General features: G+C 68.1%; 24 protein-coding genes and 3 pseudogenes. 18 read left to right on the top strand and 9 right to left on the bottom strand.

Annotated elements, in window-relative coordinates:
- Nucleotides 1–162 precede the first annotated feature (162 nt).
- The 3 genes from ACGFSB_RS36920 to ACGFSB_RS36910 all read left to right on the top strand — a co-directional run bounded on the left by ACGFSB_RS36920 (nucleotide 163) and on the right by ACGFSB_RS36910 (nucleotide 1,816).
- Nucleotides 163–513, top strand: a complete 351-nt coding sequence (locus ACGFSB_RS36920; protein ID WP_393408811.1) for an antibiotic biosynthesis monooxygenase family protein — start codon at nucleotides 163–165, stop codon at nucleotides 511–513.
- Nucleotides 514–656: 143 nt separating this feature from the next.
- A complete protein-coding gene (locus ACGFSB_RS36915; RefSeq protein WP_393408808.1) occupies nucleotides 657–1,049 on the top strand; it encodes a VOC family protein in 393 nt (130 codons plus the stop codon).
- A gap of 341 nt (nucleotides 1,050–1,390) precedes the next feature.
- Nucleotides 1,391–1,816, top strand: a complete 426-nt coding sequence (locus ACGFSB_RS36910) for a DUF4267 domain-containing protein (RefSeq protein ID WP_393408805.1) — start codon at nucleotides 1,391–1,393, stop codon at nucleotides 1,814–1,816.
- Between the two features lie 80 nt (nucleotides 1,817–1,896).
- Here ACGFSB_RS36910 and ACGFSB_RS36905 read toward each other — a convergent pair whose 3' ends face one another.
- The gene (locus ACGFSB_RS36905) at nucleotides 1,897–2,070 is read right to left on the bottom strand and encodes a hypothetical protein (RefSeq protein WP_393408802.1); all 174 of its coding nucleotides are present in this window, start codon (nucleotides 2,068–2,070) and stop codon (nucleotides 1,897–1,899) included.
- Between the two features lie 795 nt (nucleotides 2,071–2,865).
- On the opposite strand from ACGFSB_RS36905, the gene snpA reads away from it, so the two are divergent.
- The 4 genes from snpA (at nucleotide 2,866) to ACGFSB_RS36885 (ending at nucleotide 6,685) form a co-directional block, all read left to right on the top strand.
- Nucleotides 2,866–3,546, top strand: coding sequence for a snapalysin (snpA, locus tag ACGFSB_RS36900; RefSeq protein WP_393408799.1), 681 nt, complete (start codon nucleotides 2,866–2,868; stop codon nucleotides 3,544–3,546).
- 191 nt (nucleotides 3,547–3,737) lie between these two features.
- Nucleotides 3,738–4,019: a hypothetical protein gene (locus ACGFSB_RS36895; RefSeq protein WP_393408796.1), complete on the top strand. Its 282-nt coding sequence runs from the start codon at nucleotides 3,738–3,740 to the stop codon at nucleotides 4,017–4,019.
- 486 nt (nucleotides 4,020–4,505) lie between these two features.
- Nucleotides 4,506–5,474, top strand: a complete 969-nt coding sequence (locus ACGFSB_RS36890; RefSeq protein ID WP_393408794.1) for a bile acid:sodium symporter family protein — start codon at nucleotides 4,506–4,508, stop codon at nucleotides 5,472–5,474.
- A 305-nt stretch (nucleotides 5,475–5,779) separates the two neighbouring features.
- Nucleotides 5,780–6,685, top strand: a complete 906-nt coding sequence (locus tag ACGFSB_RS36885; RefSeq protein WP_393408904.1) for an alpha/beta hydrolase — start codon at nucleotides 5,780–5,782, stop codon at nucleotides 6,683–6,685.
- Nucleotides 6,686–7,125: 440 nt separating this feature from the next.
- Here ACGFSB_RS36885 and ACGFSB_RS36880 read toward each other — a convergent pair whose 3' ends face one another.
- Both ACGFSB_RS36880 and ACGFSB_RS36875 read right to left on the bottom strand, forming a co-directional pair.
- Entirely contained in the window at nucleotides 7,126–7,569 is a 444-nt protein-coding gene (locus ACGFSB_RS36880; RefSeq protein WP_393408791.1) for a hypothetical protein, read from the bottom strand.
- 132 nt (nucleotides 7,570–7,701) lie between these two features.
- Entirely contained in the window at nucleotides 7,702–8,016 is a 315-nt protein-coding gene (locus tag ACGFSB_RS36875) for a hypothetical protein (RefSeq protein ID WP_393408788.1), read from the bottom strand.
- Nucleotides 8,017–8,676: 660 nt separating this feature from the next.
- Between ACGFSB_RS36875 and ACGFSB_RS36870 the strand changes: the two genes are divergently transcribed.
- The 6 genes and pseudogenes from ACGFSB_RS36870 to ACGFSB_RS36845 all read left to right on the top strand — a co-directional run bounded on the left by ACGFSB_RS36870 (nucleotide 8,677) and on the right by ACGFSB_RS36845 (nucleotide 13,163).
- Nucleotides 8,677–9,282 carry a dihydrofolate reductase family protein gene (locus ACGFSB_RS36870; RefSeq protein WP_393408786.1) on the top strand — a complete coding sequence of 202 codons (606 nt, stop codon included), beginning with the start codon at nucleotides 8,677–8,679 and terminating at the stop codon, nucleotides 9,280–9,282.
- 98 nt (nucleotides 9,283–9,380) lie between these two features.
- Entirely contained in the window at nucleotides 9,381–10,013 is a 633-nt protein-coding gene (locus ACGFSB_RS36865) for a DUF2461 family protein (protein WP_393408784.1), read from the top strand.
- A gap of 676 nt (nucleotides 10,014–10,689) precedes the next feature.
- A pseudogene (locus tag ACGFSB_RS36860) lies at nucleotides 10,690–11,073 on the top strand (pyridoxamine 5'-phosphate oxidase family protein); the annotation flags it as partial.
- Between the two features lie 96 nt (nucleotides 11,074–11,169).
- Nucleotides 11,170–12,429: pseudogene (locus ACGFSB_RS36855) on the top strand (ISL3 family transposase); the annotation flags it as partial.
- A gap of 76 nt (nucleotides 12,430–12,505) precedes the next feature.
- Nucleotides 12,506–12,817, top strand: coding sequence for a transposase (locus ACGFSB_RS36850; RefSeq protein WP_393408902.1), 312 nt, complete (start codon nucleotides 12,506–12,508; stop codon nucleotides 12,815–12,817).
- A 34-nt stretch (nucleotides 12,818–12,851) separates the two neighbouring features.
- The gene (locus ACGFSB_RS36845) at nucleotides 12,852–13,163 is read left to right on the top strand and encodes a hypothetical protein (RefSeq protein WP_393408782.1); all 312 of its coding nucleotides are present in this window, start codon (nucleotides 12,852–12,854) and stop codon (nucleotides 13,161–13,163) included.
- 272 nt (nucleotides 13,164–13,435) lie between these two features.
- Here ACGFSB_RS36845 and ACGFSB_RS36840 read toward each other — a convergent pair whose 3' ends face one another.
- The 5 genes and pseudogenes from ACGFSB_RS36840 to ACGFSB_RS36820 form a co-directional block, all read right to left on the bottom strand.
- Complete coding sequence (locus ACGFSB_RS36840; protein ID WP_393408910.1) at nucleotides 13,436–13,684, bottom strand: hypothetical protein; 249 nt, start codon at nucleotides 13,682–13,684, stop codon at nucleotides 13,436–13,438.
- A gap of 20 nt (nucleotides 13,685–13,704) precedes the next feature.
- A pseudogene (locus ACGFSB_RS36835) lies at nucleotides 13,705–13,905 on the bottom strand (hypothetical protein); the annotation flags it as partial.
- Between the two features lie 392 nt (nucleotides 13,906–14,297).
- Entirely contained in the window at nucleotides 14,298–18,623 is a 4,326-nt protein-coding gene (locus tag ACGFSB_RS36830) for a trypsin-like peptidase domain-containing protein (protein WP_393408780.1), read from the bottom strand.
- A 701-nt stretch (nucleotides 18,624–19,324) separates the two neighbouring features.
- Complete coding sequence (locus tag ACGFSB_RS36825; RefSeq protein WP_393408778.1) at nucleotides 19,325–19,636, bottom strand: restriction endonuclease; 312 nt, start codon at nucleotides 19,634–19,636, stop codon at nucleotides 19,325–19,327.
- Nucleotides 19,633–19,824: a hypothetical protein gene (locus ACGFSB_RS36820; protein ID WP_393408776.1), complete on the bottom strand. Its 192-nt coding sequence runs from the start codon at nucleotides 19,822–19,824 to the stop codon at nucleotides 19,633–19,635. The genes ACGFSB_RS36825 and ACGFSB_RS36820 overlap by 4 nt, the downstream gene beginning before the upstream one ends.
- Before the next feature lie 74 nt (nucleotides 19,825–19,898).
- Here ACGFSB_RS36820 and ACGFSB_RS36815 point away from each other — a divergent pair, with 74 nt between their 5' ends.
- The 5 genes from ACGFSB_RS36815 to ACGFSB_RS36795 all read left to right on the top strand — a co-directional run bounded on the left by ACGFSB_RS36815 (nucleotide 19,899) and on the right by ACGFSB_RS36795 (nucleotide 24,182).
- Nucleotides 19,899–20,870, top strand: coding sequence for an NAD-dependent epimerase/dehydratase family protein (locus tag ACGFSB_RS36815; RefSeq protein ID WP_393408773.1), 972 nt, complete (start codon nucleotides 19,899–19,901; stop codon nucleotides 20,868–20,870).
- A 141-nt stretch (nucleotides 20,871–21,011) separates the two neighbouring features.
- Entirely contained in the window at nucleotides 21,012–21,569 is a 558-nt protein-coding gene (locus ACGFSB_RS36810; RefSeq protein WP_393408771.1) for a recombinase family protein, read from the top strand.
- Nucleotides 21,570–21,805: 236 nt separating this feature from the next.
- Nucleotides 21,806–22,036 (top strand): hypothetical protein, encoded by a 231-nt coding sequence (locus tag ACGFSB_RS36805; RefSeq protein WP_393408768.1) that lies wholly within the window; start codon nucleotides 21,806–21,808, stop codon nucleotides 22,034–22,036.
- Nucleotides 22,037–22,285: 249 nt separating this feature from the next.
- Nucleotides 22,286–23,194 carry a zinc-binding dehydrogenase gene (locus tag ACGFSB_RS36800; protein ID WP_393408765.1) on the top strand — a complete coding sequence of 303 codons (909 nt, stop codon included), beginning with the start codon at nucleotides 22,286–22,288 and terminating at the stop codon, nucleotides 23,192–23,194.
- Nucleotides 23,195–23,264: 70 nt separating this feature from the next.
- Nucleotides 23,265–24,182 carry a cupin domain-containing protein gene (locus ACGFSB_RS36795; RefSeq protein WP_393408763.1) on the top strand — a complete coding sequence of 306 codons (918 nt, stop codon included), beginning with the start codon at nucleotides 23,265–23,267 and terminating at the stop codon, nucleotides 24,180–24,182.
- A gap of 75 nt (nucleotides 24,183–24,257) precedes the next feature.
- Here ACGFSB_RS36795 and ACGFSB_RS36790 read toward each other — a convergent pair whose 3' ends face one another.
- Nucleotides 24,258–24,830 (bottom strand): hypothetical protein, encoded by a 573-nt coding sequence (locus tag ACGFSB_RS36790; RefSeq protein WP_393408761.1) that lies wholly within the window; start codon nucleotides 24,828–24,830, stop codon nucleotides 24,258–24,260.
- Nucleotides 24,831–24,975 lie beyond the last annotated feature (145 nt).

Genomic DNA, 24,975 nt, shown 5'->3' with positions numbered 1-24,975 from the left:
CGTCAGCCGCAACTGCCCGGCCGTGCGCCCGAAGTGCGGCACCGCCACCTCCATCTCCATTCAGGACCCGGACACCAACACCCTCGAACTCCGTTGGTATCCCCAGGAAATGGGCCCCAGCGACACCCACCCACTGACCGATAGTGAGAGGAAGTACCGATAATGACCAAGCTGCAGAGTCTCGACCCGCACACGCCGATGTTCGCGCAGTTCAAGGAGAAGACCGGGCCCATCGTCCTGGCCAACACCTTCTTCGTCCCGAAGGAGAGGACTGAATCGTTCCTGGCCCTCTTTCAGAGGCAGGCCGAGTTCATGAAGGCTCAGCCGGGATTCGTCTCCCTGCAGATGCACAAGGGGACGGCGGACAGTCAGCTTCTGCTGAACGTCGCGGTCTGGGAGTCGACCGAGGCGCTCGCCACGGCGTTCGGCAGTCCGGAGTTCCAGCGCATGGCAGCCGAGTTCCCCGATGACATCGTGTCGTACCCGCACATCTTCGAGCAGATCGACGTATGACGACACGGCAGCTGTAGCCGGGGGAGGGCAGCCGGAGAAGCCCTGCGCGCCCCCGGGCGGTCACGCATCCATGCACCATGCCGGGTCGCCAAGGCGGCCGACCACCCCACCACGCGTAGCCCCGTCCCTGAGGAGGAGTCCCTATGGCCGTGGAACTGAATCACACCATCGTCCCCGCCCGTGACCCGCAAGCCTCGGCGCAGTTCCTGGCCGAAATCCTCGGCCTGAGTGTCGATCCGCCGGTGGCGCACTTCACGCCGGTCACGCTGGCCAACCAGGTCAGCCTGGACTACGACCAGGCAGACTTGATCGACTTTGAGCCACACCACTACGCGTTCATGGTCAGCGAGCAGGAGTTCGACGCCGCCCTCGCCCGCATCCAGCACGGTGGAATCACCCACTACGGCGATCCCACATGCCAAGAGGTTGGGCAGATCTATCACAGCAAGCGCACCAAGGGCCGCAGGGGCACTTACTTCCACGACCCCGACGGACATCTCATGGAAATCCTCACCCCGGGCGACGCAGGCTCGTGACGACGATAGCGACCCAGCGGATCATGGCTTCGCTGGTGGCGGGATCGTGTTCGTAGGCGCGACCGACGCGCGGTTTGGAAAGCGGTCGGCGGTGCGGACCGCGTAGCGGGCCTTCTACTCGGGCGTCAGTTGCTCGGTGCGGACACGGACTTGCAGGTCGCGGAGTCCTCGCGGGGGAAAGCCCACGTTCGGGGCGCTCTCGCGGGAGCTGGTGCACCGGGGGCGGTCCGGGCAGGGCTGGCACTGCCCCTTGGTGAACCGCGCCCTGACCAGGCCCCGCACGACTCACCAAGATCCACGAAGCTCCACCAAACTCACGAAGACTCGCAAGGAGAAGAACAATGTCGCTGAAGAAGATCAACACCGTCCTGGCCGCCTCCTTCATCCTCTTCATCCTCTGGTTCGGGATGGAGTTCATCCTGAGCCCGGAGACGACGGCGCCGGGCTTCGGCCTGCCGAGCTGGCCGTCCGGCGACGGCGACGGCTTCCTGATCATCAAGGGAATCCGCGACGTCGTCTTGGCTTTGGTCCTGGGCATCCTGCTGGTGACGGGCCACCGCCGGGCGCTGGGCTGGGCACTGCTGGTGGAGGCCATCGCCGCGTACGGCGACATGACCACGGTGCTGGCCCACCACGGCTCCGTGGCCACCGCGCTCGGTGTCCACGGCCTGACCGCGACGCTGATGGTGGTCAACGGCCTGCTGATGATGCGCGAGACCCGCCAGGCCGCGATCGTTCCGGCGACGCCCGCCCCGCAGCTCGCCTGACGCCATCGATCCAAGGCGGCCCGGCCCCGGGCGCCCCCCCCACGAGCGCTCCAGCGACCCAATTCATCCCCGCCTCGTCGTCACCGCTCGTGATGGGCCCGCACGGCGGCGGAGTCGATACGGGCCGGCGGCAGATCCACCTCACCCCGCTTCGCGGCCTCCGCGATCAGGACCTCCAACAGAGCCTGGTCGCTGATCGGCAGGGACGGCTCGATGAACTCCCACTCCACATCGGTCAGTTGCGTACGCGTCACGCAAAGACGATCTACCGGATCGAAGATCAGTACGAGGGGCGAAGCCGCTCATCGATCACGACCCGATACGCGTCCTGGAACCGCCCCCATGATCGATAAGAGTTGGGCTTCGTGCCCGGTCTGGGGCCTGGCCAGGGAGTTGAATGGGGAGTTGACCGGGTTCTCGCATTGTCGACAACGATGTTGATCGATTGCCAGTAGTCTCCTTCGATGCAGGCTTTGAGGAGAGGTTCCCTCGAGCCAGCTGGGTCGGCCCGACCACTGTGGGCAGAGCGTGTTGTGACCCCTTGATGATGGTGGTCGGGGCTCCGTGGCTGGCAAACCGGTCGGGGCCGACGAGTTGTCTCAATGCATGGATCATGCACACCCCTCGCTCCTCAACACGCCTTGGCCTGACGCCGCGTCCGCATCCCTTGCTGCACGACATGCGGCACGTGCACGGGCCCGGGGCCGCTCTGGCCGGAGCGCCACGATGACCGGCTCTGGCGCCGGATCGTCGCCGCCGCCTTCTGAACCTCCGCGGGCGCGGCATTCACCGGATCGGGCGTTTCTAAGCAGCGCCATATCAGGCCTGTTGGGCATCAAGTGCCTTGCTACGCATATCAGTTGATGCTCTGCAGCTATCACCAAATGGTATCGGTACGGACGAGTCCCGCCTTCTCGATACTCGTCCCGACCATAGGCCGCACCCGAAGGGCACCCGGTCCTGGGATCTGGGGCACTCCCGTGCCCCCAAGTTCCCGGCGGCCGCTCCGGCCCTGCAGCCACCGCGCATCCGGAAAGGGACACACCCCCATGAACAGACCCCGCACCAGCCTCTGCGCCATTCTTGGCGCCGCCGCTCTGGTCAGCTCGCTCGCCGCCGCCCCGACGGCGTTCGCGGCGCCCGCGCCCGAGACGGTCAAGCCCCTGTCCACGAACGCCACGTCGGCGTATGCGGGCTCCGCCGAGGATCAGGCCGCCAACCGGGAGTTCTTCGACGCCGTCATGAAGTCGGCGCTGAAGAAGCAGGCGGCGCAGCCGGGCATCCAGGTCGTCACCGTCCGCTACCGCACGAGCCGGGCGCCGAGTTTCCGCGGTCAGATATCGCAGAGCACGCAGATCTGGAACTCTTCCGTCGCCAATGTGAAGCTGCAGGAGACCAGCACGGGCGGCGACTTCGAGTACCGCGAGGGCAACGACTCGCGCGGCTCGTACGCCTCCACCGACGGCCACGGTCACGGCTACATCTTCCTGGACTACCGGCAAAACCAGCAGTACAACTCCACGCGGGTGACGGCCCACGAGACGGGTCACGTGCTCGGTCTGCCCGACCATTACTCGGGTCCGTGCAGCGAGCTGATGTCCGGCGGCGGCCCCGGCACATCCTGCACCAACGCCTACCCCAACGCGCAGGAGCGCCAGCGGGTCAACAGCCTCTGGGCCAGGGGCATCGACACCCTCCAGGACAAGGGCGTGCTGACGAAGGTCCGCTGATCTCGCAAGCCTCGCCGGGCGCGCTGTTACGTACCGCAAACAGTCTCCGTGCCAACCCGGCCGCGTGCGGCGCGCTCTTTCCCGACATGGGTACGCATACTCAGGGGAAGAAGTCGCGCCGCCGTAGCCGGGGCGGGCGCGCGGACCAGTCCGTGCGCTGCCCGGCGCGGTGTCCGGCGTTGACTCCCCTCGTGGCGCCGGCTCCTCGGCCCGGCCGGACTGTTTGTCACGCCGGTGCCGTGCTCTTCGTCTGCGTGGATATCCCCGACGAGAACGCCGCGGCCCGCCGCGAGGCCAACGTCTGCTGCTGGACGGAGGGCACCCAGATGGTCAGCACCGGTGAGGTCAACCGGCGGAACGTGGCGCTGGATCAGATCGCCCCGTCCGCGGTGAACGTGGTGATCGCCGCCGAGAGCGAGACGTGCTACGAGGACTCCGGGGTCTCCCCAGAGGCCTGGCGCGGGCGGCCGTGAACGCCCAGGTGATTGGCGAAGGCGGCGACATTCTTGGCCAGCTCCTCGCGGCTCTTGGCCTCGCCGTGGAGTGCGCCTGCTTGTTGTAGTCCAGGTCTTCTGCCTCAGCGGCGCCCGGATTGCCGAGCAGCCCAGCGATGTCGGCGTAGGCGATGGCGTCCAGGGTGCCGCCGCGCTCGTTGAAGACATCCGACTCTTGGCCGGCGGCCACCACACGAAGGCCATGCCCGTCACTGTGCTCGCCGATCTCTGCGTGAAATCGCTGCAGGCTTTGAGCCTGGGGGAGGTCGAGGCCCGCTTGGCCGCGCTCATCGAGGACGGGCAGCGCCGTACCCACCCTCCCCGACGTGGTGTGGCGGGATCGGCTCCTGGGCGCCATCCACAGGGTGGTTGGCGACTGCACGGCGCGTGTCTGCTCTGCGGTCTGCGGGGGAGTTGTTCGGCAGGGTCGTGTACTTTTCGGGCGGCTTCCCGGAGTCTGTTTTCGTGGATTCACCGCTGACCGCCTATCTGCTTCCCGCTGTCCTCGCTGTGATCATGTTCGGTCTCGGACTGGGGTTGAGCGTGGCCGATTTCCGCAGGGTTGCGGCGTATCCGCGGCCGGTGGCTTTCGCGCTGGCCTGCCAGCTGGTGCTGCTGCCCGCTGTCTGTCTGGGTTTGGTGCTCGCCTTCGGCCTGAGCCCCGCGCTGGCTGTGGGCATGATGCTGCTCGCCGCCTCTCCCGGCGGCACGATGGCGAACATCTTCAGCCATCTCTTCGGCGGTGATGTCGCCCTCAACGTCACGTTGACGGCCATCAACTCGGTCATCGCGGTTGTCACGTTGCCGGTCGTGGTGAATGTTTCCCTCGATTACTTCATGAGCGGCACGGATGAGGCGTTGGGGCTGCGTTTCGACAAGACGCTGCAGGTCTTCCTCGTGGTATTGGTGCCGGTCGTGGCGGGGATGCTGGTGCGCCACCGCCGGCCGGACTTCGCTGAGCGCTCTACCCGGGTGGTCAAGGTGACGGCGGTGACCGCGCTGGTCGGCATCATCATCGCGGCCCTCGCCGCCGAGCGGGAGAACGTGCTCGGCTATCTCACCGACGTCGGCCTCGTTGTCTTCCTCTTCGGCGCCGTCTCCCTCACCGTCGGCTACGGCGCGACGCGGCTGGCCCGTGGCGACCACCGACAGTCCGTCGCTACCTGCTTCGAGATCGGTATGCACAACACCACGCTGTCGATGGCGATTGCCCTGAGCCCCTCGCTCCTGGACAGCACCCGGATGGCGATCCCCTCGGCGGTGTACGCGGTGCTGATGTTCGTCATGGCCCTGGCCGCCGGCTTCTTGCTGCGCCGCATGGCCCCGGCCGATACCGTCGCAGCCTGCGCGAGCCGGAATCCGAGGAAGCCGGCGGGTCGGTGGTTCCCGTGGCCAGCACGGGGGCGGGCGGTGTCTGGCCGGGAGAGGCTGTGACCACCGCGCTCGGGCGCGGTACTTCGGGCGGATGGTGGATCACGGCCACAGGGGCCCCTGGCCCCTAGGCAGAGCACCTGTGCCGCTGCGAGACACCCTTCTGTCCGTGATCACGGGAGTTCCACGCTTGCAGACCACGCGGAACGGCCGCATGGGAACCTGGTGCTGGGTCTACCCCTGTGGTGGTGCTGGACCGCTGGCGGGCCGAGGGGGCCTTTCATAGCGTCGTGCTCATGATGAATGCGACGAACGAAGAACGAGCAGGTGCCACCCGGCGGACGGCTTTGCGTGGGCTGGGACTCGCGGTGGGGGGCACGGCACTGGCCACCGGGCTGGGAACCTCGCCGGCCGCAGCGGACCCGCGTCGCGGGCTCACCACCTACGTGCTGGTGCACGGTACCCACAGCGCCGGCGCGTTCTGGTTGCCGATCGCGCGTGAGCTGACGCTGCGCGGTCACCGCGTCGTCATGGTGGACCAGCCGCGGCATGGCGCGGAGGCTTTCGTGCCGGAGTCGTACCAGCGGCAGGACCTCAAAGCGATGGCGGCCGAGCCTTCCCCGCTGAAGGGCCTCGGGCTGGAGGACTATGAGGCGCGCGTCACGGGCATCGTGCGGCGGGCGGCACGGAACGGCCCAGTGGTGCTGGTCGGGCACAGCCTGGGTGGCGTATCGGTCAGCCGTGTCGGTGACGCCGTCCCGCATCTGCTGCACCACATTTGCTACATGGCGGCCTTCTGTCCCAGCCGTGTCCTGCCCACAGCGGACGCCTGCACGGCGGCACCCGAGAACGCGAACGCCGTCAGCCCGGTCGAGCTGACGGTGGGTGACCCGGAGCGGCTCGGTGTACTACGACTGAACTTCCGGACAGGTGACAGCCGTGAGCTGGCCCTCCTGAAGGAGATGATCTGCGCGGACTACCCCGATGCCGAATTCCGCCGGCTATTGGCCGGCATGCAGACCGACGAGCCCGTCGCCGCTTATGCGGGCCGAGCCGTCGGCCGGGCTGGTGGCTGGGGACGCATTCCCCGCACCTACCTGCGTTTCGGCAGGGACCGGACGATCGCCACCGCACTCCAGGACCGAATGATCGCGGAAGCCGACGCGTTCACGCCCGGCAACAGCTTCCGTGTGCACGATTTTCCCGGGGCGTCACACGTGGGCCCTCTGGATCCCGTCCCGGTCGCAGAAATCCTGGACACGCTCACAGGGTAGGGGGGTGGTCAGGGTCGGGTGAGGCACTGCGGATCCAAGCCTCATCGGCATCCCGCCCCTAATGCGGCGGACGTTCACTTGGGACCGCGGCCGGGAGATCACCGAGCACCAGACCATCGCCGCGGATGTTTCCGGCAGCACCGAGCGACCTCACACTTCGCGCTGAACGCGCAATGGCCTGACGGTCCGCTGAATCCAATTTTGCGAGAAGGCCTCGGCGCCGGATGTCTGAACGTTGGCCTGCCCACGCCCCTTTGCCGGCTCGGACACCCCCGCCGTGAGAGGCGCCCTCCGGTGGTTCTGCACATGCGGTGCGCGGCCGCTACGGCACCCCGTCCACCATCGGGCGATCTCCGCGCACCTGATCCCGATCCCCGGCGCCAAGGGCGCTGCCCGAAGCGCCAGGCGAGCGGGAGCTCTGCCCCCGCGCGTCAGGCGGTCTAGTGGAGGGTGTACTTGCACGCGTGTTTGCCGGTGGGGCCGCCGGGGTCCTCATCGACCTGCTTGCCGTCGACGGTGATCGAGCAGGGTGCCGCAGCGGCCTTTCCGTCGGGCAGGATCACCGGGCCCGGCACTACATGCACGGTGATACCGACCTTGCGTTCCGTGCTGTTCAGGGTGACCTTCTCGGTCTTCTTCCATGGGAGCTTGACCTGCTCGTTGCCATTGGATCCCGCGACGTAGAAGACGTTGGTCTTGCTCTTGCCCCCGACCTCAAGCGTGACCTCGTACGTCTTGTCCTGGCCCTTGGCGCCTGGCTTCGACGAAGCCGCGGCCGGAGCCTTGTCGGCATGCTCCTTCTTATCGCCGCCATCACTGCCGCCGCAGGCGGTCAGCAGCCCGGCCGCCGCGATGAGCGCCGCTATGGTCATTGTCCTGCGCATGAATGTGTTCTCCCAGCCGGGACGGATGTGACGTGACGTGTGCATGAGGCGCAGGAAGCATCGTAAGGGCGGCACATCAACAGGTTTGACGCCCCACTATCGATCATGCAAGCGACGCCACGTGGCATGAGCTCATGGCAGTTGGGCGGTGGGGCGCTCGCCGTCCTGGAGCTGGCGCATCCGTTCAACGAGCATGCGTGTGGCCGAGTTGAGCGCTTTGGGATCGGTCCTGGGGCCGTTCTCGGTGTTGAGGTTCACCCAGCCGACGATTGCACCCTCACGAACGATGATGATGGAAAAGCATCCGGTGTTCTGTCCCATACATCCCGAGCCGGCAACTGCCTCGTCTGCCGCGACGAGTGCGTACGACTCAAGACCAGGGTCGTAGTGGTCCTGCTCCTTGGCGAAACCGGCGGCAGCCGACCCACGGTCCTTGTAGGTGGTCACTGCAAAGCGGACCGGGCCTGCAAGATCTGGCACATCGTAGGCACGTGAGGCGAAGGCCGCCGACCCCTTGTCGAAGTCAGACCGCCGGTTCGCCCCCATCTTCTTCCAGCTCTGCGGCACATCCGATGGGCCAGGCAGTGCCGTCCACGCCAGCTGTTTACCCGAAGCCCTGGGCGTGTGCCTGGCAGCGGGGGGAGTCCTTTGCCGCGGAATCCCTCACCGAGTGCTCCCCGCCGCTGCAACTGACTGGAGCCAGCAGCAGAACCCCCGCCACGCTCCCTGCCCGTCCGCCCTCACGATGCCCTTCTTGATGTATCCCGGTGAGACCTGGTGATCATAGATGTCAGGGTCCAAGGAGCCCTGAACTTGCCGTGATAGCACGGGATTCACCTTGTGGATCCCGTGGCGAGACTGGGTCCGGGGGTTCTGTGTTCGGCTGTGGGCGTTCTGACAGGTGACGTGCCATCGGCGGCGCCGCGCCCAACGGTCACGGGCAGTGAGATCTGAACCGGCGCTTGCGGACATCGCGGTGCGACCGAGTGGGTGCCCCGGGCTGGTGTAGCTCGACGGGGGAGGACAGCGTGGTAGTGAGCCAGGGGAGTACCGCCGATGAGTTTCCGGCGGTCGTGCGGTCTACCCATCGACGAAAGGGAGCACACCATGCGCAAGATCATTATTTGTACGTTCCTGACGCTCGACGGCATCATGCAGGCGCCGGGCGGTCCGGATGAGGACGCGGAGAGCGGCTTCAAGCACGGGGGCTGGCAGAAAGCGGTGGCCGACGACGAGGTCGGCACGGCAATCGCGGGTTGGTACCAGCACTCCGACGCGATGCTGCTCGGTCGCAAGACGTACGAGATCTTCGCGTCGTACTGGCCAACCGCCGACCCCGACAACCCGTTCACCGATCGGATGAACAGCATGCACAAGTACGTGGCGTCTCGGACCCTGACGTCCGTCGAGTGGCAGAACTCCGCGCTGCTGGAAGGCGACATCGTCGATGCCGTGCGCATGCTGAAGGCATCCGACGGCGGCAACATCAACGTCGTTGGCAGCGGCGACCTCGCCCAAACCCTCATGCAGCACGACCTCGTCGACGAGTACCGACTGACCATCCACCCGGTGATCATCGGCACCGGCAAGCGACTGTTCGCCGACGGAGCGATTCCCACTGCGCTGGAGCCGGTCAGCGTCTCGACAACGAAGGGCGGCACCGTCCTCGGCATCTACCGGCCGAACGGCAAGCCCAGCTACGACAGCTACTAGTCGCGCGTCGCGGCCCGCTGACGACCGTCGGTGTAACTTCCGCGGCGCAGCAACAGGGCAGTGGTCCTGTCTCACTCTCCGCGCGCTATCCTCCGTGCATGCGCGGACAGTTCACCGGCTGGCCGGAGCAGGTCATGGACGTGTTGTGGCAGCTTCAGGGCGAGCCGACCCACGCGGACCGCGAGCGCTGCCGCGCGGACCGCGAACACCTGGTCCGGCAGCCGATGATCGCCCTGCTCAACGAGGTCGCGGACACCGACCCCCGCTACGAGGACTTCTCCGTCTGGCACTACCGCACCGACTCCTGGTGGTGGCAGCACCAGAGCGCGGTGATCCGGCTCGGCCGCAAGATCGAGATCAATCTCCGGTTCTCCTTGGACGGCCTGCGGATCCAGGGCGCCTGGTGGTACCCCGATCCCGGCCAAGTGGACATGTTCCGCAAAGCCGTGGCCTCCGAGGCGAGCGGCCGTGAACTGTCCGCCATTGTCGACGACGTACGCAAGAAGGGCTACGACATCTCCGGGGACGTGATGAAACGCCCCCCACGCGGCTATCCGACGGACCACTCCCGTGCGAACCTGCTGCGCCACCGCTCCTTGATCGCGGCCCGCCCCCTCGGCTGCGAGGAGTGGCTGCACACCCCCGAGGCGGTCGACCGGGTCCTCTCGGCCGCCGCCGACCTGGACGACCTGCTGGTGTGGCTGGTCCGCCACCTGAAGCGCGCCACCTGACAGCACAAGGGCGCCGCACAGCAGCGGAGGAACCACACCCGTGCCGTCGGCCCCGCCCTCAGAAGGTGAAGCGCACCCTTAGCATCGACCGGCCGCCAATCTCAGGGCTGTCACCCGTGAGACCGGTGGAGAGGCAGCGCTGCGGGCTGGGCGGCTGCTGCCGGCCTTCAGCTGTGTGCCTCCCCGGCCCCAGCCGTGGCGGCAGGCGGAGCCAGGGCGCCGGCCCTGCCAGGAGGGTGATGGTGTTGAGAACGGTGACATCGTTGGGCCAGAGCGAGACGCCGTTGGCGTCGATGTCTCGACGTGATGTGCAGTGTCACTCGAACAGGCCGTGCGAACCGACATCGGCGGCACCGCCGTGATGCGCGGCCAGCTCGCCCGCCTCGCCGAAGCCAGCGGCAATCCTCTTTCAGGGTTGTCAGCCGGTCCTCAGAGGCAAGGCGGGCGGGGTATCGCCGCTCTGGTCAGCCGTCTTGAGCATCGCGGGTACGCCGAGCAGACACAACGGGCAGACGTACATAGTCTTCGTCGCGCCGCCGCCCCCGCTGATACGCAGCCGCTATGGTCGCGTGGGCCTGTTCGGTCTTCACACCGGAGACGACCCGCACGGCCGTCAGCATGTCCCCGCACTCACCGGCCAAAATCAATGGCAGGTCGCTCCCATAGGTTCGCAGACATGACGACATCCCTTGCCAGCAGTGCATTCGACTCGCTCCGCCTCGACTCCGTGCGCGACCAGGAGGCGCTGCGTCGGGCCTACGGGCTCCCCAAGGACGCGGCATTGCGCAAGCAGATGACCGAACTCACCGAACAGACAAGGCAGTTGATCGGCTGCTCATCGCTGGTCCTGGTCGCCAGCCGGGACGCCGAGGGCAATTGTGACGTTTCCCCGCGCGGCGGTCCCGCCGGGTTCGTCGCCGTCGTGGACACACGGACGGTGGCAATACCGGACGCGACCGGCAACAAGCGTCTGGACACCCTGCAGAACGTCATCGCCACTGGACGGGCCGGGCTGCTGTTCATCATCCCGGGGCGCACCACGACGCTCAGGGTGAACGGCCTGTGAACGACGGCGATTCTGGTTCTGGCCGCGATTCCGTGAATCTCCAGGTCGTTGTCCGAGTGCGGGAACGTTTCTCGTGGGGATTGCCCTGGTATGGGGGTCGTGGCGGTCGAAGACGTGCTGTATCCCGGGATCGATGTGCGAGTCACGGCGGTGGACGTCGCCGCGGAGGCGATCGATGTCGCGGCCGCGTCGTGCGGGAGGCCGCCACGGTGTCCGGACTGCGGCTGTCCGGGGCGTCGTGTGCACTCGCGCTACGTGCGCCGGATAGCCGAACGTCTCACTGTCGGGCGGCCGTTGGTCATCTCGCTCAGCGTGCGCCGCTTCTTCTGTGAACGGGCCTCGTGTCGACGGCGGACGTTCGTCGAGCAGGTCGCGGACCTGAGCGAACGGTATCGGCGAAACAGCGTCGGGTTGCGGCGACGGATGCAGGCCATCGCGACGTTCCTGGGCGGACGCCCTGGTGAACGCCTGTGTCAGGTACTGCAGTTACCCACCCGGCGAACTCACCTGCTGGGCTTGCTCACTGCCCCGGCGGTGCCCGAGACGGCGCCTCGGGTGCTGGGTGTCGACGAGTTCGCCTTCCGCAAGAGGTGGCGCTACGGCACTGTCCTCGTCGACATCGAGGCAGGCCGAGTCGTGGACGTCCTGCCGGACCGGGACGCGGCGACGTTCGCTGCCTGGCTGCGTGAACACCCTGGAGCGGAGATCATTTGTAGAGACAGGGCCAGTGCCTACTCCAGTGCCGTCCGCGAAGCCGCCCCCGACGCTCAGGAGATCGCCGATCGGTGGCACCTGCTCCAAAACCTCTCCTCCGCAGTCGAGAAGACATGCCACCAGCACCGCCCCTGCCTGCGCAAACAGGCAGAAGCCGACCGCGACACAGGGCTGCGGCGAATCATCAATCCGCTGCCTCCGCCGACTCTGCCACCCACGAAGATGGCCGTCCGCACCGTCGACCGGTACTCGGACATCCACCGCCTGCTCGCGCAAGGGCAGAGCATCTCCGCGATCTCCCGGCGTCTGCACCTGGACCGCAAGACCGTCCGACACTTCCGCGACACCGGCCTCGACGAACTGCTGGCCTCCTCCCGCCGTGGGCGCCCCAAGGGAGGACTCGAGCCGTTCACCACCTACCTCACCGAACGGTTCAGCGACGGCGTCACCAGCCCGACCGACCTCTTCCGCGAGATCCGCCAACGCGGCTACCAGGGCAGCGATCTGCCCGTGCGCCGCTACCTGACCGGACTCAAGACCGGGACCATCGAACCCGCCCGCGGAGCCATCCCGACCCCGCGCAAGATCACCACCTGGATCATGCTGCCCCGGGCCGCTCTCAAGGCCCGCGAGGAAGACGAACTCCTGAAAGTACGGCTGGCCTGCCCAGACATCGCCCAGGGCCTGCGACCTCGCTTGGACCTTCCACGACCTGCTCCAACACCGGCGCGGCCACCAGCTCCTGGAATGGGTCCGCCAAGTCGAACACGACGCACCCGCCCCCATCTTGTCCTTCGCGCAGGGCCTGTGCCTCGACCTCGACGCCGTCACCGCCGGCCTCAGCCTGCCCTGGAGCTCAGGCATCGTCGAAGGCCACGTCAACTGCATCAAGACCATCAAGCGAGCCATGTACGGCAGAGCCACATTCCGCCTCCTCCGCACCCGCCTCCTCCGCACCCGCCTCCTCCGCACCCGCCTCCTCCGCACCCGCCTCCTCCGCACCCGCATCCTGCTCCGAGCATGAGCCGGAGGACGGCAAGCAGTTCTGCGTACTGACCATGGACGCGGTGAACGCGGGCAAGAGTTCGGCAAGCTGGGACGCCGGCGGCACCGTGAGCCTGAACGTCGAAGACACTCGCTACACCGAGTCGCAAAAGGATGCTGAGTACGCCTCTGGCTACGCTCAGTACTGGAATGGCAAGGGGCAGACGGCGCCGACCTTCGGCATCAACCCGGGCAGCAAGGGGCCAGTGCACGGAGTGTTCCAGATCCCCAAGAGTGAGAAGCCCACCAGTATCTGGGTCACGTCCGGCACGGCCATTACAACGATCGACGGCGCTGAACCGGGCTACCTCATACCCCTCACCTGAGCCGTGACTGAGCGTTCTTGCTGACGTCACTGGCCATAACAAGCGCTCAGCCGTCAGACGACGTGATCGTCTTCAGGGCTACCCACGCCGGCACTCGGCTGTTCCAGCAGCGTGACGAGGGCGTCGCCCCGGCCGCCGGACCTGCGGCCTGCCGCCTCGCTGCGGTGGGGGAGCACGGAGGGTGTTGTCCGTGCTCCCTGAGGAGGGCCATGATCCTCCGACAGCGCTCACCGTTTCTCGGCCCCTGCCGCCGGGGCGAGCGCTGGGGCTGGTCAGGAGTGCGGGCGCTGGGCGGCGAGGGCGGCGAGGGCGGCGGGTTTGACGGCGTGCCGGCCAAAGCGGGCGCGGGCCCCATCGGCGACGGAGTCAATCCGGCGCGCCCTGTCGTCGCCGACGTCCAGGCCCAGCCGGTGGTGAGCGGTGGCGGCCGGGACGAGGTCGGCGCGCAGGGACAGGGCGCGGACGCGGGCGCGCTGCAGGCCCAGCGTCTCGTACACGTCGTAGACGGTGCGGGCGAGCATGGGGGAGTGGCCGGGTGGGTGCGACTGCGGGTGGTGCTGGTGCGATCGGCATACCGGACGGTGAGTGTCAGCGTCCGGCAGGCTTCCTCGTTCGTGCGCAGCCGCAGACCGAGCTCGTCGGCCAGGGCGAGCAGAGCACAGTGGTGCGCGGCCGGATCCAGCTCGTCCTGGTCGAAGAGGTGGGTGGTGCTGGTGGAGCGGACCAGCGCGGTGCGCTGCACGGCCCGGTCGTCGTGGCCACGCGCCCGGGCATGCAGCTCACGGGCGGCATGCGCGCTCTAGGCCTTGTGAGTGCGCTGGTGAAGGTGTCGGCGAGCTGGCCTTCCCCGTCAAGTCATTGTGTTCAGTCTCGGCCGCCGGCTCCGCAAGGAGTGAGGCGAGACGTGCAGGAAGCCGACGCCGCCGCGCAGTGGGCGGGCGCGGCGCTAACAGGTCCCGTTTCGGCCGGGCCGACCTTCGGGAAGCGCGTCCACCGGATCCCGTATCGACCGGGCTGGCATGTCCTTCGACAGCGGACCTGGACGGCACCGGATGTCTCCGCTGAGACAGTCGTTGTGTTTGCCGGGCCTATTCGTTCCCGCGTCGATCAGTGCGGTACGGGTGTCCTGGTGGCTCAGCCGCAGGGCGGTTCCGCCGGGGTTCCCTCTGGCAACAGCTTCCGTTCGGCCCTGGTGTAGTCGCGTCCCGCCCCGGCGCACAGGACCCGGAACTGTTCCTCGGGGCGCAGGTCGAAGGCTTGGCGCAGGGCACCCGTTTCGATGGTGAGGCGGGAGCCGTGAATGAAGCCGCCGATCCAGTTTCCGTACATCGAGGGCGCATCCGCGATGGTCAGAGTGTCGACGGTTCCGTCGCCCGACAAGCGGTGGGACCGGACCCGTTGCTCGTCGGGATCGTAGGTGACGAGGCTGTCCTCGGGGCCGAGCCCGACCAGGGTGTCGCCGGTCGAGCTGGGCACGCTGCCGACCAGTCGCGGCCAACGGTCGACGTCCCGTACACGCACGCGGCCGTCGGAGTTCTGCGTGGCCAGGCGGGAGCCGTCCCTGTCGAAGGCGAGCGGTTGGGTCATCGAGCTGGGGCTGTACGGCACTTCGATGGCTGGTCCCGCCAATGTGGCGATGTGTCGGGGCGTACGGACGTCCCACAACAGGATCTCGCCTTGTTCGGTTCCCCTTCTGGTGACCACGGCAATGTGCCCGGGGTGGCCTGGGCGGGCGATGAGTTGGCCCTGTCCGCCGGCATCGGAGATGCCGAGGCCGTTCCAGTTCGGCGTGGGGTGCACGAGGAATGGTTTGGTCAGCACGGCACCGTCGGCTGCGTCGAGGCGTGTCAGCCTGCCGTCCACGGTCAGGACCGCGATCTCGGTGCCCCGCAGCGCGGCGACGCTGTCCACCTGGCCACCGCGCATCTCGTCGATACGGCCCTGCTCCTTCGCTTTCGGCAGGGCTTCGTCGAGCGGGACACTGTCGTTCAAGTCCCTTACGGAGTAGGACCGGTGGAGGTTGCCTTGGTCGCCCCACACCATGATCCGCCGTGAGTCGGCCGTCCACGTGCAGCGCCCTGGCTTCGTGCGCGGCGGCAGCAGCACAGACTGGTGGCGCGTGCGGGCGGCGTCGAGGATCTCAAGGCGCCTGCCGCACCTGGCGACGAGGCGCCCGTCCGGTGACACGGCGTGCAGCTCCGAGTCGTCCTGGAACCGTTTGTTGCCGACCGGTTCGGCGTGCACCGCCATCAGAGCCGTCCCGACGGGCACGAGGACGGTGAGGCCGCCGCCGGCCCGTGGCACCGCCGCGAAGCTCTCGTACGCGGATGGTGTCTTTCCGGAAGTCGGGATGCGGGTGCGGTAGCTGCGCCCGGTGCGCAGGTCCGTCAGGGTCGGCTCGGCGTAGCCTCCCCGCTCCGAGAGCCCTCCGTCGTATTCGATCGAGGTGTTGGCGATGACGTACCGCGCGGTGGCGTCCGGTTCGCTTGTTCCGTCGACGGGCAGCTCGGTCTTGCGGCCGGGTGCGTGGCCGAGCGGTTGTACATACGAGGTGTCCGACTCGGCGGACGAGGTGTCGGCGGCCTTCCACGCGACGACCTCGCCGCCTGCCCGCAGTTCCGCAGCGGTGGCTTTCTGCCGAGGGGCGGAGGCGTGCCGGAGGCGGCCGGTGGTGAGGTCTCTGACCTCGAGCCGCACGCGACTTTCCTTGCCGACGTAGCTGGTCGTCGCGACGGTGTCCGCGTCGGAAGTGAATGCGGCCTGCCGAAGTCTTGTCCTGGGGATGAGCTCGTCCGGTACGCGGATGCGGGCGCCCGAGGGGGCCTGCCACACCTCGGCGAACGCGGGAGTGCATCGCCGGGTGCCGTTCGCGCACTCAGGGGAATTGTCGTCCGTCGTCAGCAGCAGCCGTTTCCCGTCGCTGCTGAAGTCCAGGCTGCCACCGGCCTTTTCGGGTACTTTGTGATGCCCGAGCCTCAGGACGACGGGCCGCTCCGGATCGCTCAACCGCCACAGCCGCACCTCATCCTCCCCGCCGGTCGCAGCGAAGAAGCGGCCGTCCGGGCTCAAGGCGGTCAGCAGCTCTCCCTCCGCCTCCGGTGCACCGCTCAACTCCCGTGATGTGGGCTTTCCTTGGAGTGCCCCAGTCACCACGGTGATCGTGGGCCGCTCGCCGCCCCCGGGCTTCGACTGCATGACGAGGGCGCGGCCGTCCGGTGTGGCATCCATGCCGGTGACGCGTCCCCGCCACAGCGACGGGTAGCTGCCCATCAGATACTGCCCTCGCGTGTATTGGCGTAGCAGGGCCTGGCGGCTCTTGTCGGTGTGGCGGGTGTTCCACGCGGCGAGGGCGAGCTGCAACGCGGTGGCGGGGTCGCCGCCCGGGCGCTCCTCGGCGACCTGGGCGAGCAGGCCCGCCGCCTGGGTGCGCAACTGCCGCTCGCTCCGCCGGTAGTTCTGCCAGGTGGTCAGCGCCAGTACGACGGCGAGCACGGTGAGCACGGACAGTGTCCCGACGGCGACCTGCTTGATGCGGGTGCCCCGTCGCGTGTGGCGTCGGCTGAGCCGGATGTATCCGCACTCGTCGTCGGAGACATCCGCGGGCCGCTCGGCCAGTCTGCGCTCGGCCTCGACGAGATCGGTTCCGCTCAACAGCCGGGCAGGCTCCCGCTGTTGGTCCTGCCAGCGGCGCATGTCGGCCCGCAGCTGTTCCTGCCACACGCGGAAGTCGCGAGAGTCGATGAGCCATTGCCGCAGGCGGGGCCAGAGTGACGTGAGGGCCTCGTGTGCAAGGTCGACGATCTCGCCCTGCTCGGCGCTGCCCGGCGCCTGGGAGAGGACAACGAGCTTGCCGGGGGCGAGTTTCCGTGCCACGCCGAGGAGTTCGGGGGCGAGGTCGACGGCGCGGGTGGGCCTGCGGGAGAAGGAGCCGTTGTCGCCGGGCCGGGACAGCTGGATGAACAGCCGTTGCGCATACGCCTGTTGGGTCGGCGTGAGCTCGGCGAGGGCTTCGTCCGCGTAGGTGACGAGTGCGCCCGCCACGCCGCCCAGCGCGTCGTAGGCAGCGTGCGTGAGCATGGAGCGGGTGCGGTCATTCCACAGTTCGGTCAGGGTGAACTGGACCATGGGCATCCGCCCGGGCTCGTCGCCCGCGTCCGCGACAATCCGCTCCGGCAGCCCCGGTTCGAACCACAGCCCCGGCACCGCGTCGACGGGAGCGGTCACCGCGCGCCCCAGCTCGTCACCGGTCAGCGGTGCGAGGAACTGCACGGCGCCGCTGATCAGATCGGACGTCTCGGCCGTCACCAGGGCGTTGAGGGAGTCGGGGCGTGCGGTGGCGACCACCCTCAGTACACCGGCTCCCTCCGAGCCTGCCAGGGCGACGAGTAATCCCAACAAGGTGCGTGCGGCATCCGGCTGAGCGCCCGTGTACTCCTCGAGCTGGTCGACGAACAGGACGTGCCCAGGGCCGTCCCCGCGAGCGAGGACCCTTGCCCGCAGCTCCGCGGTCACATCGTCGCTGCTCTCGAGGAGTCCGGCGAGTTCCTCGGCCTTGGAGAGGCGGTCGACCTCGCCGAGCTCCGGCTCCAGCAGGCCGGTCAGCGCGCGGGCCAGCACAGAGGCCGCCCGCACCCCCGGCACGGGCCGCAGCTCGGACACGCTCATGCCCTCGTCCCGCAGCCGGGGTAACACCCCTGCCCGCACCAGGGACGACTTCCCGCATCCCGAAGGCCCCAACACCATGGTGAGGGGCCGCGTGCGCACGGCCCTGTGCACGCGGGCGGTGTCACCGTCGCGGCCGTGAAAGAACTCAGCGTCATCCCCCGTAAACGCCATAAGCCCGCGGAACGGACAGCGCGGCTGGAGCGTCTGTTCGTCGATCAGGTCGGCCGACGGCACCAGATACGCGGTGCGTTCACTCCGTTGTGCGGCGACCGCCATCCCCACCACGCCGTCCTGCGCGTCGTCCCAAACCGGCGCGCCGCTGAAGCCGTTCACGATGCGCGGACCGGGCTCCTGCGCCTCCATCTGCAGCCAGCCGACGCCCTGCCCCGCGCGCAGCGTGCCCGAGGCCCACACCCCGGCGTCCGCGCCGACCGGGTAGCCGAGCACCCGGAACGTGTGACCCCACACTCCAGTCCCGTCGACGAGCCCCGCCGGCCGAGCGCCCTCGACCGCCGCGTCCAGTCGTAACAGCGCGACATCAACCCCGCCGTGCCGCCAGGACACCACGGTCGCCCGCGTCCGGGGGTGGCCTCTGAGCAGCGGAAAGTCCAGATCCACCGGACCGCCCGGAGGTACTTCGGCGTCATCTGGTACCCCCGCTGCCCTGGCGACGACATGAGCACAGGTGCACACGACATCGGCGGCAACGAGGAACCCGGCGCCCATCACCGCGTCCGCGGCCGAGTAGATCCGCACCTGCGACGCCTCCAGGACATCGCTCCTTCGTATCGCCACCAAGGAATCCCCCCGCTGTCCGGCACGGATCAGAACTAGCATCATCCCGCCACAACAGCCTCCCGCACCACGCCCAGCACCGAAGCGTCCGGTTCTCTCGCCCAGGTTCGCATCAAGTTCCCCAACACTCACTCGTAGTCGCAGTCCCCGCGCCCGTAATGGCCACAGGGGAGCCGATCCTCGGCGGGAGGCCACGGAGGGTAGTTGGCACACACGTTGACCCGGTTGTCGGGCACCGTGACCTTCTTGCACCGCCCGCACAGCGGAGAGTGGCAGCGGGAGCAGAACCACGAGTTCTGTGTGCGGCTGTCCCCGGCGACGCATCCGTCTGGACAGATGTAGTGAATGACCACGCCCCCATCTTCGTGCGGCCGTTGGTGAACGCGGTCCCCGAACACGCCACCCCCTCTGACAGCGCCCTGAACGGCCGTGTCCATCAACCGATCGATTTCCGGGCAGTCGCTGGAAGCGGCTCCGGGGGCACCATCGACCGCGGGAAGGCGACGGCAACTCCGTCGCATCACGGGGCACGAGACAGCCGGAGTCCTCCACGCGGTCGGCAAGTTCATCCGTCGCCCGGCCGCGGGGGTGGCGCCGGGGGCGGCTCAAGGGGAGACGGTGGTGGCAGCCTCGTCGGTGGGCACGTTGTCCTTGAGCCGGTCCAGCCGCTCGTACAACGCGCGAAGCAGTCGGGCGCGGTTCTACACCCCGTGCAGGTTGCGGCACGCGGTCGAGAGACGGCCGTCGGCCTCCTGCAGCACGATCTCGGCGAACAGTCGTCGGCCGTCTTCCGTAGGGAGGAGGGCCGCGTGCTGGCGCACCTCGTCGGCGACCGCCCGGGCCGCCCCGGCGAGCAGGATTCCGACCTGGACGTAGTCGTCGATCGGCCGCGTCGGATCCGAGTCGGACCACGACAACGCGGCCCGTACCAGCTGCTCGTGCGTATGGCGGTCCAGCGGGAGCTCCGAGGTGATCCGCCCGTGCAGGTCGTACGGGACGTGATGGTTGCTCATGGGGTGGCAGCCGTCTCGTGCGGGGGCTTGGCAGGCTCCTGCAGGTGCTCCGCGAGCCGGTCGGCGGCGACGAGGGCGGGCGGCTGCTCGAGCGGGAAGGTGACCCAGTCGGCCACCGCCGCGCTGTCGAACTCCCTGGTCGGGACAAGCAGCTGGTGCCCCTTGGAGAGCACGCGGACACCGGGCACGTCACCCGTCTCCGAGTGGAGAAGCGATGAACACCCCCGTGCCTGCTGGCCTGTGCCCCTGCGGGTGTGAGTAGTTGACGTACAAGGAAATCCCGGTGAGAACGATCATGGTCGGCCAGCTGTGCCATCTCAGGAGATTGGTTCCACGCCGTACAGTCGAACATGTGCATGGAGCGGCGAAAGACGAAGAGAGCGCCCGCCGGCTGGTTGTGGTTACGGGAAGTTCGGGCCGGGTCGGAGCGGCTCTGGCTGCGGCACTCGACGCCGCAGGCTGGGTGGTCCGCGGCGTCGACCGGGTTCCCGGCCCCTGGACGAGTGTCGTCGGAGACCTGCGGAACCGACCCGTGCAGCTGGCTGCATTGCAGTCGGCCGATGTCCTGGTCCACACTGCCGCGCTGCACGCCCCGCACGTCGGCCGCCAGACCGATGAAGAATTCCGCGCCGTCAACGTCGATGTGACTGCGGGCCTGCTCGACGATGCTGCCCGCCTCGGCGTCCGGCGTGTTCTCTACATCAGCAGTACGAGTGTGTACGGACATGCCCTGGTTCCCACCGACCGTGCGGTCTGGGTGGACGAGCAGCTCACGCCGCTGCCCCGGGATATCTACGACGAAACCAAACTGGCTGCAGAGGAGTTGGTCGCATCCTCCGCTATTCCATCGGTCACGCTGCGCATAGCGCGATGCTTTCCGGAGCCATTGCCGGTGCGGGCCCGCCACCTGCTCCACCGGGCAGTCGACGTTGCCGACGTGGCAGCGGCGGGTACCCTCGCCGTGGCGCACCCCACCGTGACCGGCAGGTTCAACATCTCCGGGCCGCACCTGTTTCACCGAGGGGACTGCCGTGCCCTGCTTCATGACGCGGGTGCGCTGCTCGCCGTACGGGCTCCGGACGTCTTTCAGGCATTCAGCGACCGGGGGTGGCCCGTGCCCGATCGCCTGGACCGGGTATACGACTCGACGGCCGCCACAAACGCATTCGGGTACCAGCCTGTTAGCGGAGTTCGGCAACTACTGCGTGATGCTGGCGCCATGCCGCGCACATGAGCGCTCGGACAGCACAGCTCGCCCTCGACAACCTACGTGGAATCACGAGGACGCCCCGTGTGTGAAGCAGTGCCCGGAGCGCCGGTCGAAGGACGAGCTCGGGGACCTTCTGATCGCGGAGATTCGCCGAGACCTCGATGAGTGATCTGTGTTCATCTATCGACCGTTTACCGAACACCCGCCTCCGGCACCGCCGAACACGCGAACTTCCACCCCGGGCGTTCATTTTCCCGTTCATCGCTCGCCGTCGACGACAGGCCCGGCCTGACCGCTGCCCTCGACTACCTCCGCGACGGCGACATGCTCACCGTACGGGAAGTCGACCGCCTCGGCCGCAACCTCCTCGAAGGGCTGATCGTCCTCAACGACCTCTTCCAACGCGGCATCGCGGTCAAGGTGCTGGACGGCATCGCAACGGGCGAGCACACCGAGCGCTCGCTCATCCTCGATCTGGCCCTCGCCCTTGCCGAAGACCGGCGCCGCGACATCGTGAAGAAGACGAAGAACGGCCTGGAATCCGCCCGCGCACGCGGTCGCGTCGGCGGCCGACGCCCCGTCGTGGACGACGACAAGCGCCGCGTGATCCTCGCCCGCCGAGCCGAAGGCCAGTCAATCCGCGAGATCGCCACCGCCGTCAAGGTGTCCGTCGGCGTCGTACACAAGACCCTCAACCCAGCAGCGGCACCCGTCGGCAGCTGAACCCCAGGGGCGGATCGCTACTTTGCGGCTGGTGTCTGAGCTAGGACACCGGGGCCGTGATCCCCGTGAGTTCGCGGAAACTGAAGCTTCTTCAGCGGGAACCCGAGGGTCCAGGGAGGTCATTCTCAGGAGTTGACCCGTAAGTTCGCGACGAACACGCGGGATCGGTTTCCGGCCTCGGGACTGGTGGGCTCGCATGTTGAGGTGTCGCGTATTCCTCGTTGAGGCTGTGCCTGGTGTCACCGTGTGTGGTCGCCGGAGGTGTATCGGCTCCAGATTCCTCATCGACGATCAGGCGCTGGCAGAACGCGCGGCTGCTCGCGCGGAGCGGCATCTCCACCCCGATGCTCCTGGCCCGCTCCCTCCACGCCTCCGCCCCCTCCCTGGAGCGGTACGCCCACCCCGGCGTCGGGGCGGTCGCCCGGCACGTCGCCCAGCGCGACCCCGCCGACCGACGGAAGCGCTGACGCCTCAAGATCATCACATTGCCGGGCATGTCTGTGCCCGTCACAGCGTCATCCACCGGACGGGTGCAGGGCTCGACGCGCCGCGAGTCGCACTGACACAGATCGTCAACTGATTGATTCTCACGGGTCTGGCCGCTGTCCCGGTCCTGCGTAGGGTTCCAAGAAGGCGGCAGTGCGGCATTTGCGCACTCGATCTGTTGCCACGCCGAGTGTTCAGGCACGTCCACGAAAGAAGGAAGTACACCCCCTATGCGCGCCCTTGTGGTCGATCACAGTGACGCCGGACCCATCCGGTTCGCCGATGTCGATGAGCCCGTACCGTCCACCGGCGAGGCGTTGGTGGAGATACGACACATCGGTCTCAACTTCGGAGAGCTGAATTACGTGCACCAGTGGCCAGCCGGCGCTGTGCACGGTCACGACGCGGCCGGCGTCGTGGTACGCGACGCATCCGACGGCTCGGGGCCGCCCGAAGGTACGCGCGTCGCAGTGGGAATGGCTCCCCACGCGTGGGCGGAGCGGGTGGCAGTCAGCCCCGCCTCGCTCGGCACCGTCCCCGAGGGCGTGGACCTGGCCGACGCCGCCGCGCTGGGGATCGCCGGAGTCACCGCATTCCGGGTGCTGCGCAAGCGTTCCCTGCTGGCGCGCAACGTTCTGGTCACCGGCGCCAGCGGGGGCGTGGGGCACTTCGCCGTCCAGCTGGCGGCGCTGGCGGGCGCCCGGGTGACGGCACTCGTCGGTTCGCCGGAGCGGGCCGCCGGACTCCGTGAACTCGGCGCCGACAGGGTCCTGACCGACCTGGCCGAGACCGGGGACCGGTTCGACCTCGTCCTGGACACGGTCGGCGGGCCGCTGGTGGCCCAGGCGTGGAGTTCCCTCGCCGAGGGCGGCACCCTCCACCTGGTCGGTTACTCCTCGGGGCAAGACACCACGTTCCCGTCAGGGGCTTTGTTCGGCTTCGGCGAACCCCGCAGCATCGCCACCTACGGCGACATGACGCCGACCAGCGGGGAGCTGACGGAATTGCTGGGCCTCATGGCCGCCGGGAGGCTCTCGGCACCGGTCGGACTGCGAGGCGACTGGCAGGACGTGGGCGACGCCGTCCAGGCGCTGTTCGCGCGGAAGGTGCGCGGAAAGGTCGTTCTTGACGTGGTCTGAAGCTGTGGACGAGGACACATGCGCCTCGCCCGCCGGTGGGCGGTTCGCGGCGGTGGACGAGAATGGACCCATGGATGTGCTGGCGGAGGTCTTGCGTGTTTCGGGTGCGCGTGGGGCGCTCGGGGTCGTGCTGAAGGCCGGAGGAACCTGGGGCCTGTGGCTGGACTCCTATCCAGGAGCGGCACTGCACGTGGTGTCCCGCGGCACTGTGTGGCTCCATGTCACGGGCGAGAAACCTCTTCAGGTGCGGGCCGGAGATGCCGTCCTGGTGTCGCCGGGCACCGCACACGGGATAGCCGGCGGCGCCGGCGTGACGATGGGTTCCTGCGACCGTGAGGCGGCGGCACGGGCTTTTGACGATGGCCGAGCCCTGCGGCTGGGCTCGGCGCCGGTGCAGGCGGAAGTGATCGTCCTGCACTATGAGCAGGACCCGGAGGTGAGCACACCGGTGCTTACCTCCCTCGCTCGGCCGATGCACGTCACAGCCCGCCAGAACGCGCAGTTCGGAAGGACCGTCGAACTTCTCACTGCTGAGCTCGCACAGCCGCAGATCGGCACCACCGCCGCCATCAACAGCATCGTCGACCTTCTGCTCGTCCAGTTCGTACGGGCCTGGCTGGCCCGCCACCCGCAGGAGCAGTCCGGCTCATGGCTGGGAGCGATGCGTGATCCGGTCGTGCGCGACGCCCTGGCACGTGTCCACGCCCAACCGGAACATCCCTGGACCACGGAGACCCTGGCCGCCGCGACGAGCGTCTCCCGGGCGACGCTGTCCAGGCGTTTCCGGTCCGCCCTCGGACAGACGCCGGGTGCGTACGTGACGCAGTGGCGCATCGACCTGGCGTCCGTCCGGCTCCGCGATACCGATGAGCCGGTCGAGTCGATCTCCGGCGCGGTCGGATACGGCTCTCCGCACGCTTTCAGCCGTGCCTTCAGACGTGTCCGAGGCGCGGCCCCGGGCGAGTATCGTTCTCTACTTCGCAAGTGATCCGGCCTCGGGACTGATGGGTTCGCATGTTGAGGTGTCGCGTATTCCTCTTCCTCGGTGAGGCCGGTCTTGACGTCACCGTGTGTGGTCGCCGGGGGCGTATCGGGCCCAGGTGCCTCCGGCTTCGGTGACCAGTAGGGTGGCGGTCTTGTCGTGGTAATCGAGGGCCTTCGCGATGACGGGGGCCGGGGCCTGGAGGACGAGTTGGCGGATCGCGGAGGTCCTGCCGCGCTGCGGCGGGACGCCGATCTTCCGCAGGTGGACTTGGAGGCTGACCGGGTTCATCGGCTGGCCGGGCTGGCGGCCGGGGAAGAGCCACTGTGAGCTTCTGCTGCTGGCGTAGGGCAGGTGCCGGCAAGAGCGGATGTAGGCCCGCATGAGGTCAGCGACGGGCTCCGGCAGCGGGGACGGCGGATCTCCCAGCCGGACGGCGATGGTGGCCCCGTCGTCGAGGACGTCGTCGACCGTGAGGCGAATGATGCAGGCGACGGGTTGCGCGTAGAGGAGAACGAGCGCAGCGGCGACCCGGGTCCGCAGGGGCAGAGAGTCATCATTGAGGGCCCGCCGGAGAATGGCGAGTCGGCGATGCTGGTGCAGCGGCGCTTGGTCCTGGTTGATGACCTGGGGTGGCAGGGTGAGGCGGGGCATCCGGCTCGTCTTCATGCACCAGCGCAGGAACGTCTGGGCCGGGCGCCGGGTGGCCGGTTTCTATCCTGCTGTACGAGCCGCTCGACTGCCCCCCACTGAAGCGCTGGCCACCTCGTAGTCCCGCTGCTGTTCCGTCCCGGACCGC

It is taken from the genome of Streptomyces sp. NPDC048441 (assembly GCF_043200235.1).
In the GTDB taxonomy this organism is placed as follows: Bacteria; Actinomycetota; Actinomycetes; order Streptomycetales; family Streptomycetaceae; genus Streptomyces.
The sequence above is the reverse complement of the archived record's forward strand: the minus strand, read 5'-3'. Positions and strand labels throughout refer to the sequence as shown.

Coding starts and splice junctions, on each gene's coding strand:
- ACGFSB_RS36845 (WP_393408782.1), top strand. CDS start 12,852: ATGGACGCGGTGAACGCGGGCAAGAGTTCGGCAAGCTGGGACGCCGGC.
- ACGFSB_RS36910 (WP_393408805.1), top strand. CDS start 1,391: ATGTCGCTGAAGAAGATCAACACCGTCCTGGCCGCCTCCTTCATCCTC.
- ACGFSB_RS36915 (WP_393408808.1), top strand. CDS start 657: ATGGCCGTGGAACTGAATCACACCATCGTCCCCGCCCGTGACCCGCAA.
- ACGFSB_RS36840 (WP_393408910.1), bottom strand. CDS start 13,684: ATGCTCGCCCGCACCGTCTACGACGTGTACGAGACGCTGGGCCTGCAG.
- ACGFSB_RS36795 (WP_393408763.1), top strand. CDS start 23,265: ATGGATGTGCTGGCGGAGGTCTTGCGTGTTTCGGGTGCGCGTGGGGCG.
- ACGFSB_RS36800 (WP_393408765.1), top strand. CDS start 22,286: ATGCGCGCCCTTGTGGTCGATCACAGTGACGCCGGACCCATCCGGTTC.
- ACGFSB_RS36870 (WP_393408786.1), top strand. CDS start 8,677: ATGCGCAAGATCATTATTTGTACGTTCCTGACGCTCGACGGCATCATG.
- ACGFSB_RS36880 (WP_393408791.1), bottom strand. CDS start 7,569: ATGCGCAGGACAATGACCATAGCGGCGCTCATCGCGGCGGCCGGGCTG.
- snpA (WP_393408799.1), top strand. CDS start 2,866: ATGAACAGACCCCGCACCAGCCTCTGCGCCATTCTTGGCGCCGCCGCT.
- ACGFSB_RS36920 (WP_393408811.1), top strand. CDS start 163: ATGACCAAGCTGCAGAGTCTCGACCCGCACACGCCGATGTTCGCGCAG.
- ACGFSB_RS36865 (WP_393408784.1), top strand. CDS start 9,381: ATGCGCGGACAGTTCACCGGCTGGCCGGAGCAGGTCATGGACGTGTTG.
- ACGFSB_RS36790 (WP_393408761.1), bottom strand. CDS start 24,830: ATGCCCCGCCTCACCCTGCCACCCCAGGTCATCAACCAGGACCAAGCG.
- ACGFSB_RS36825 (WP_393408778.1), bottom strand. CDS start 19,636: ATGAGCAACCATCACGTCCCGTACGACCTGCACGGGCGGATCACCTCG.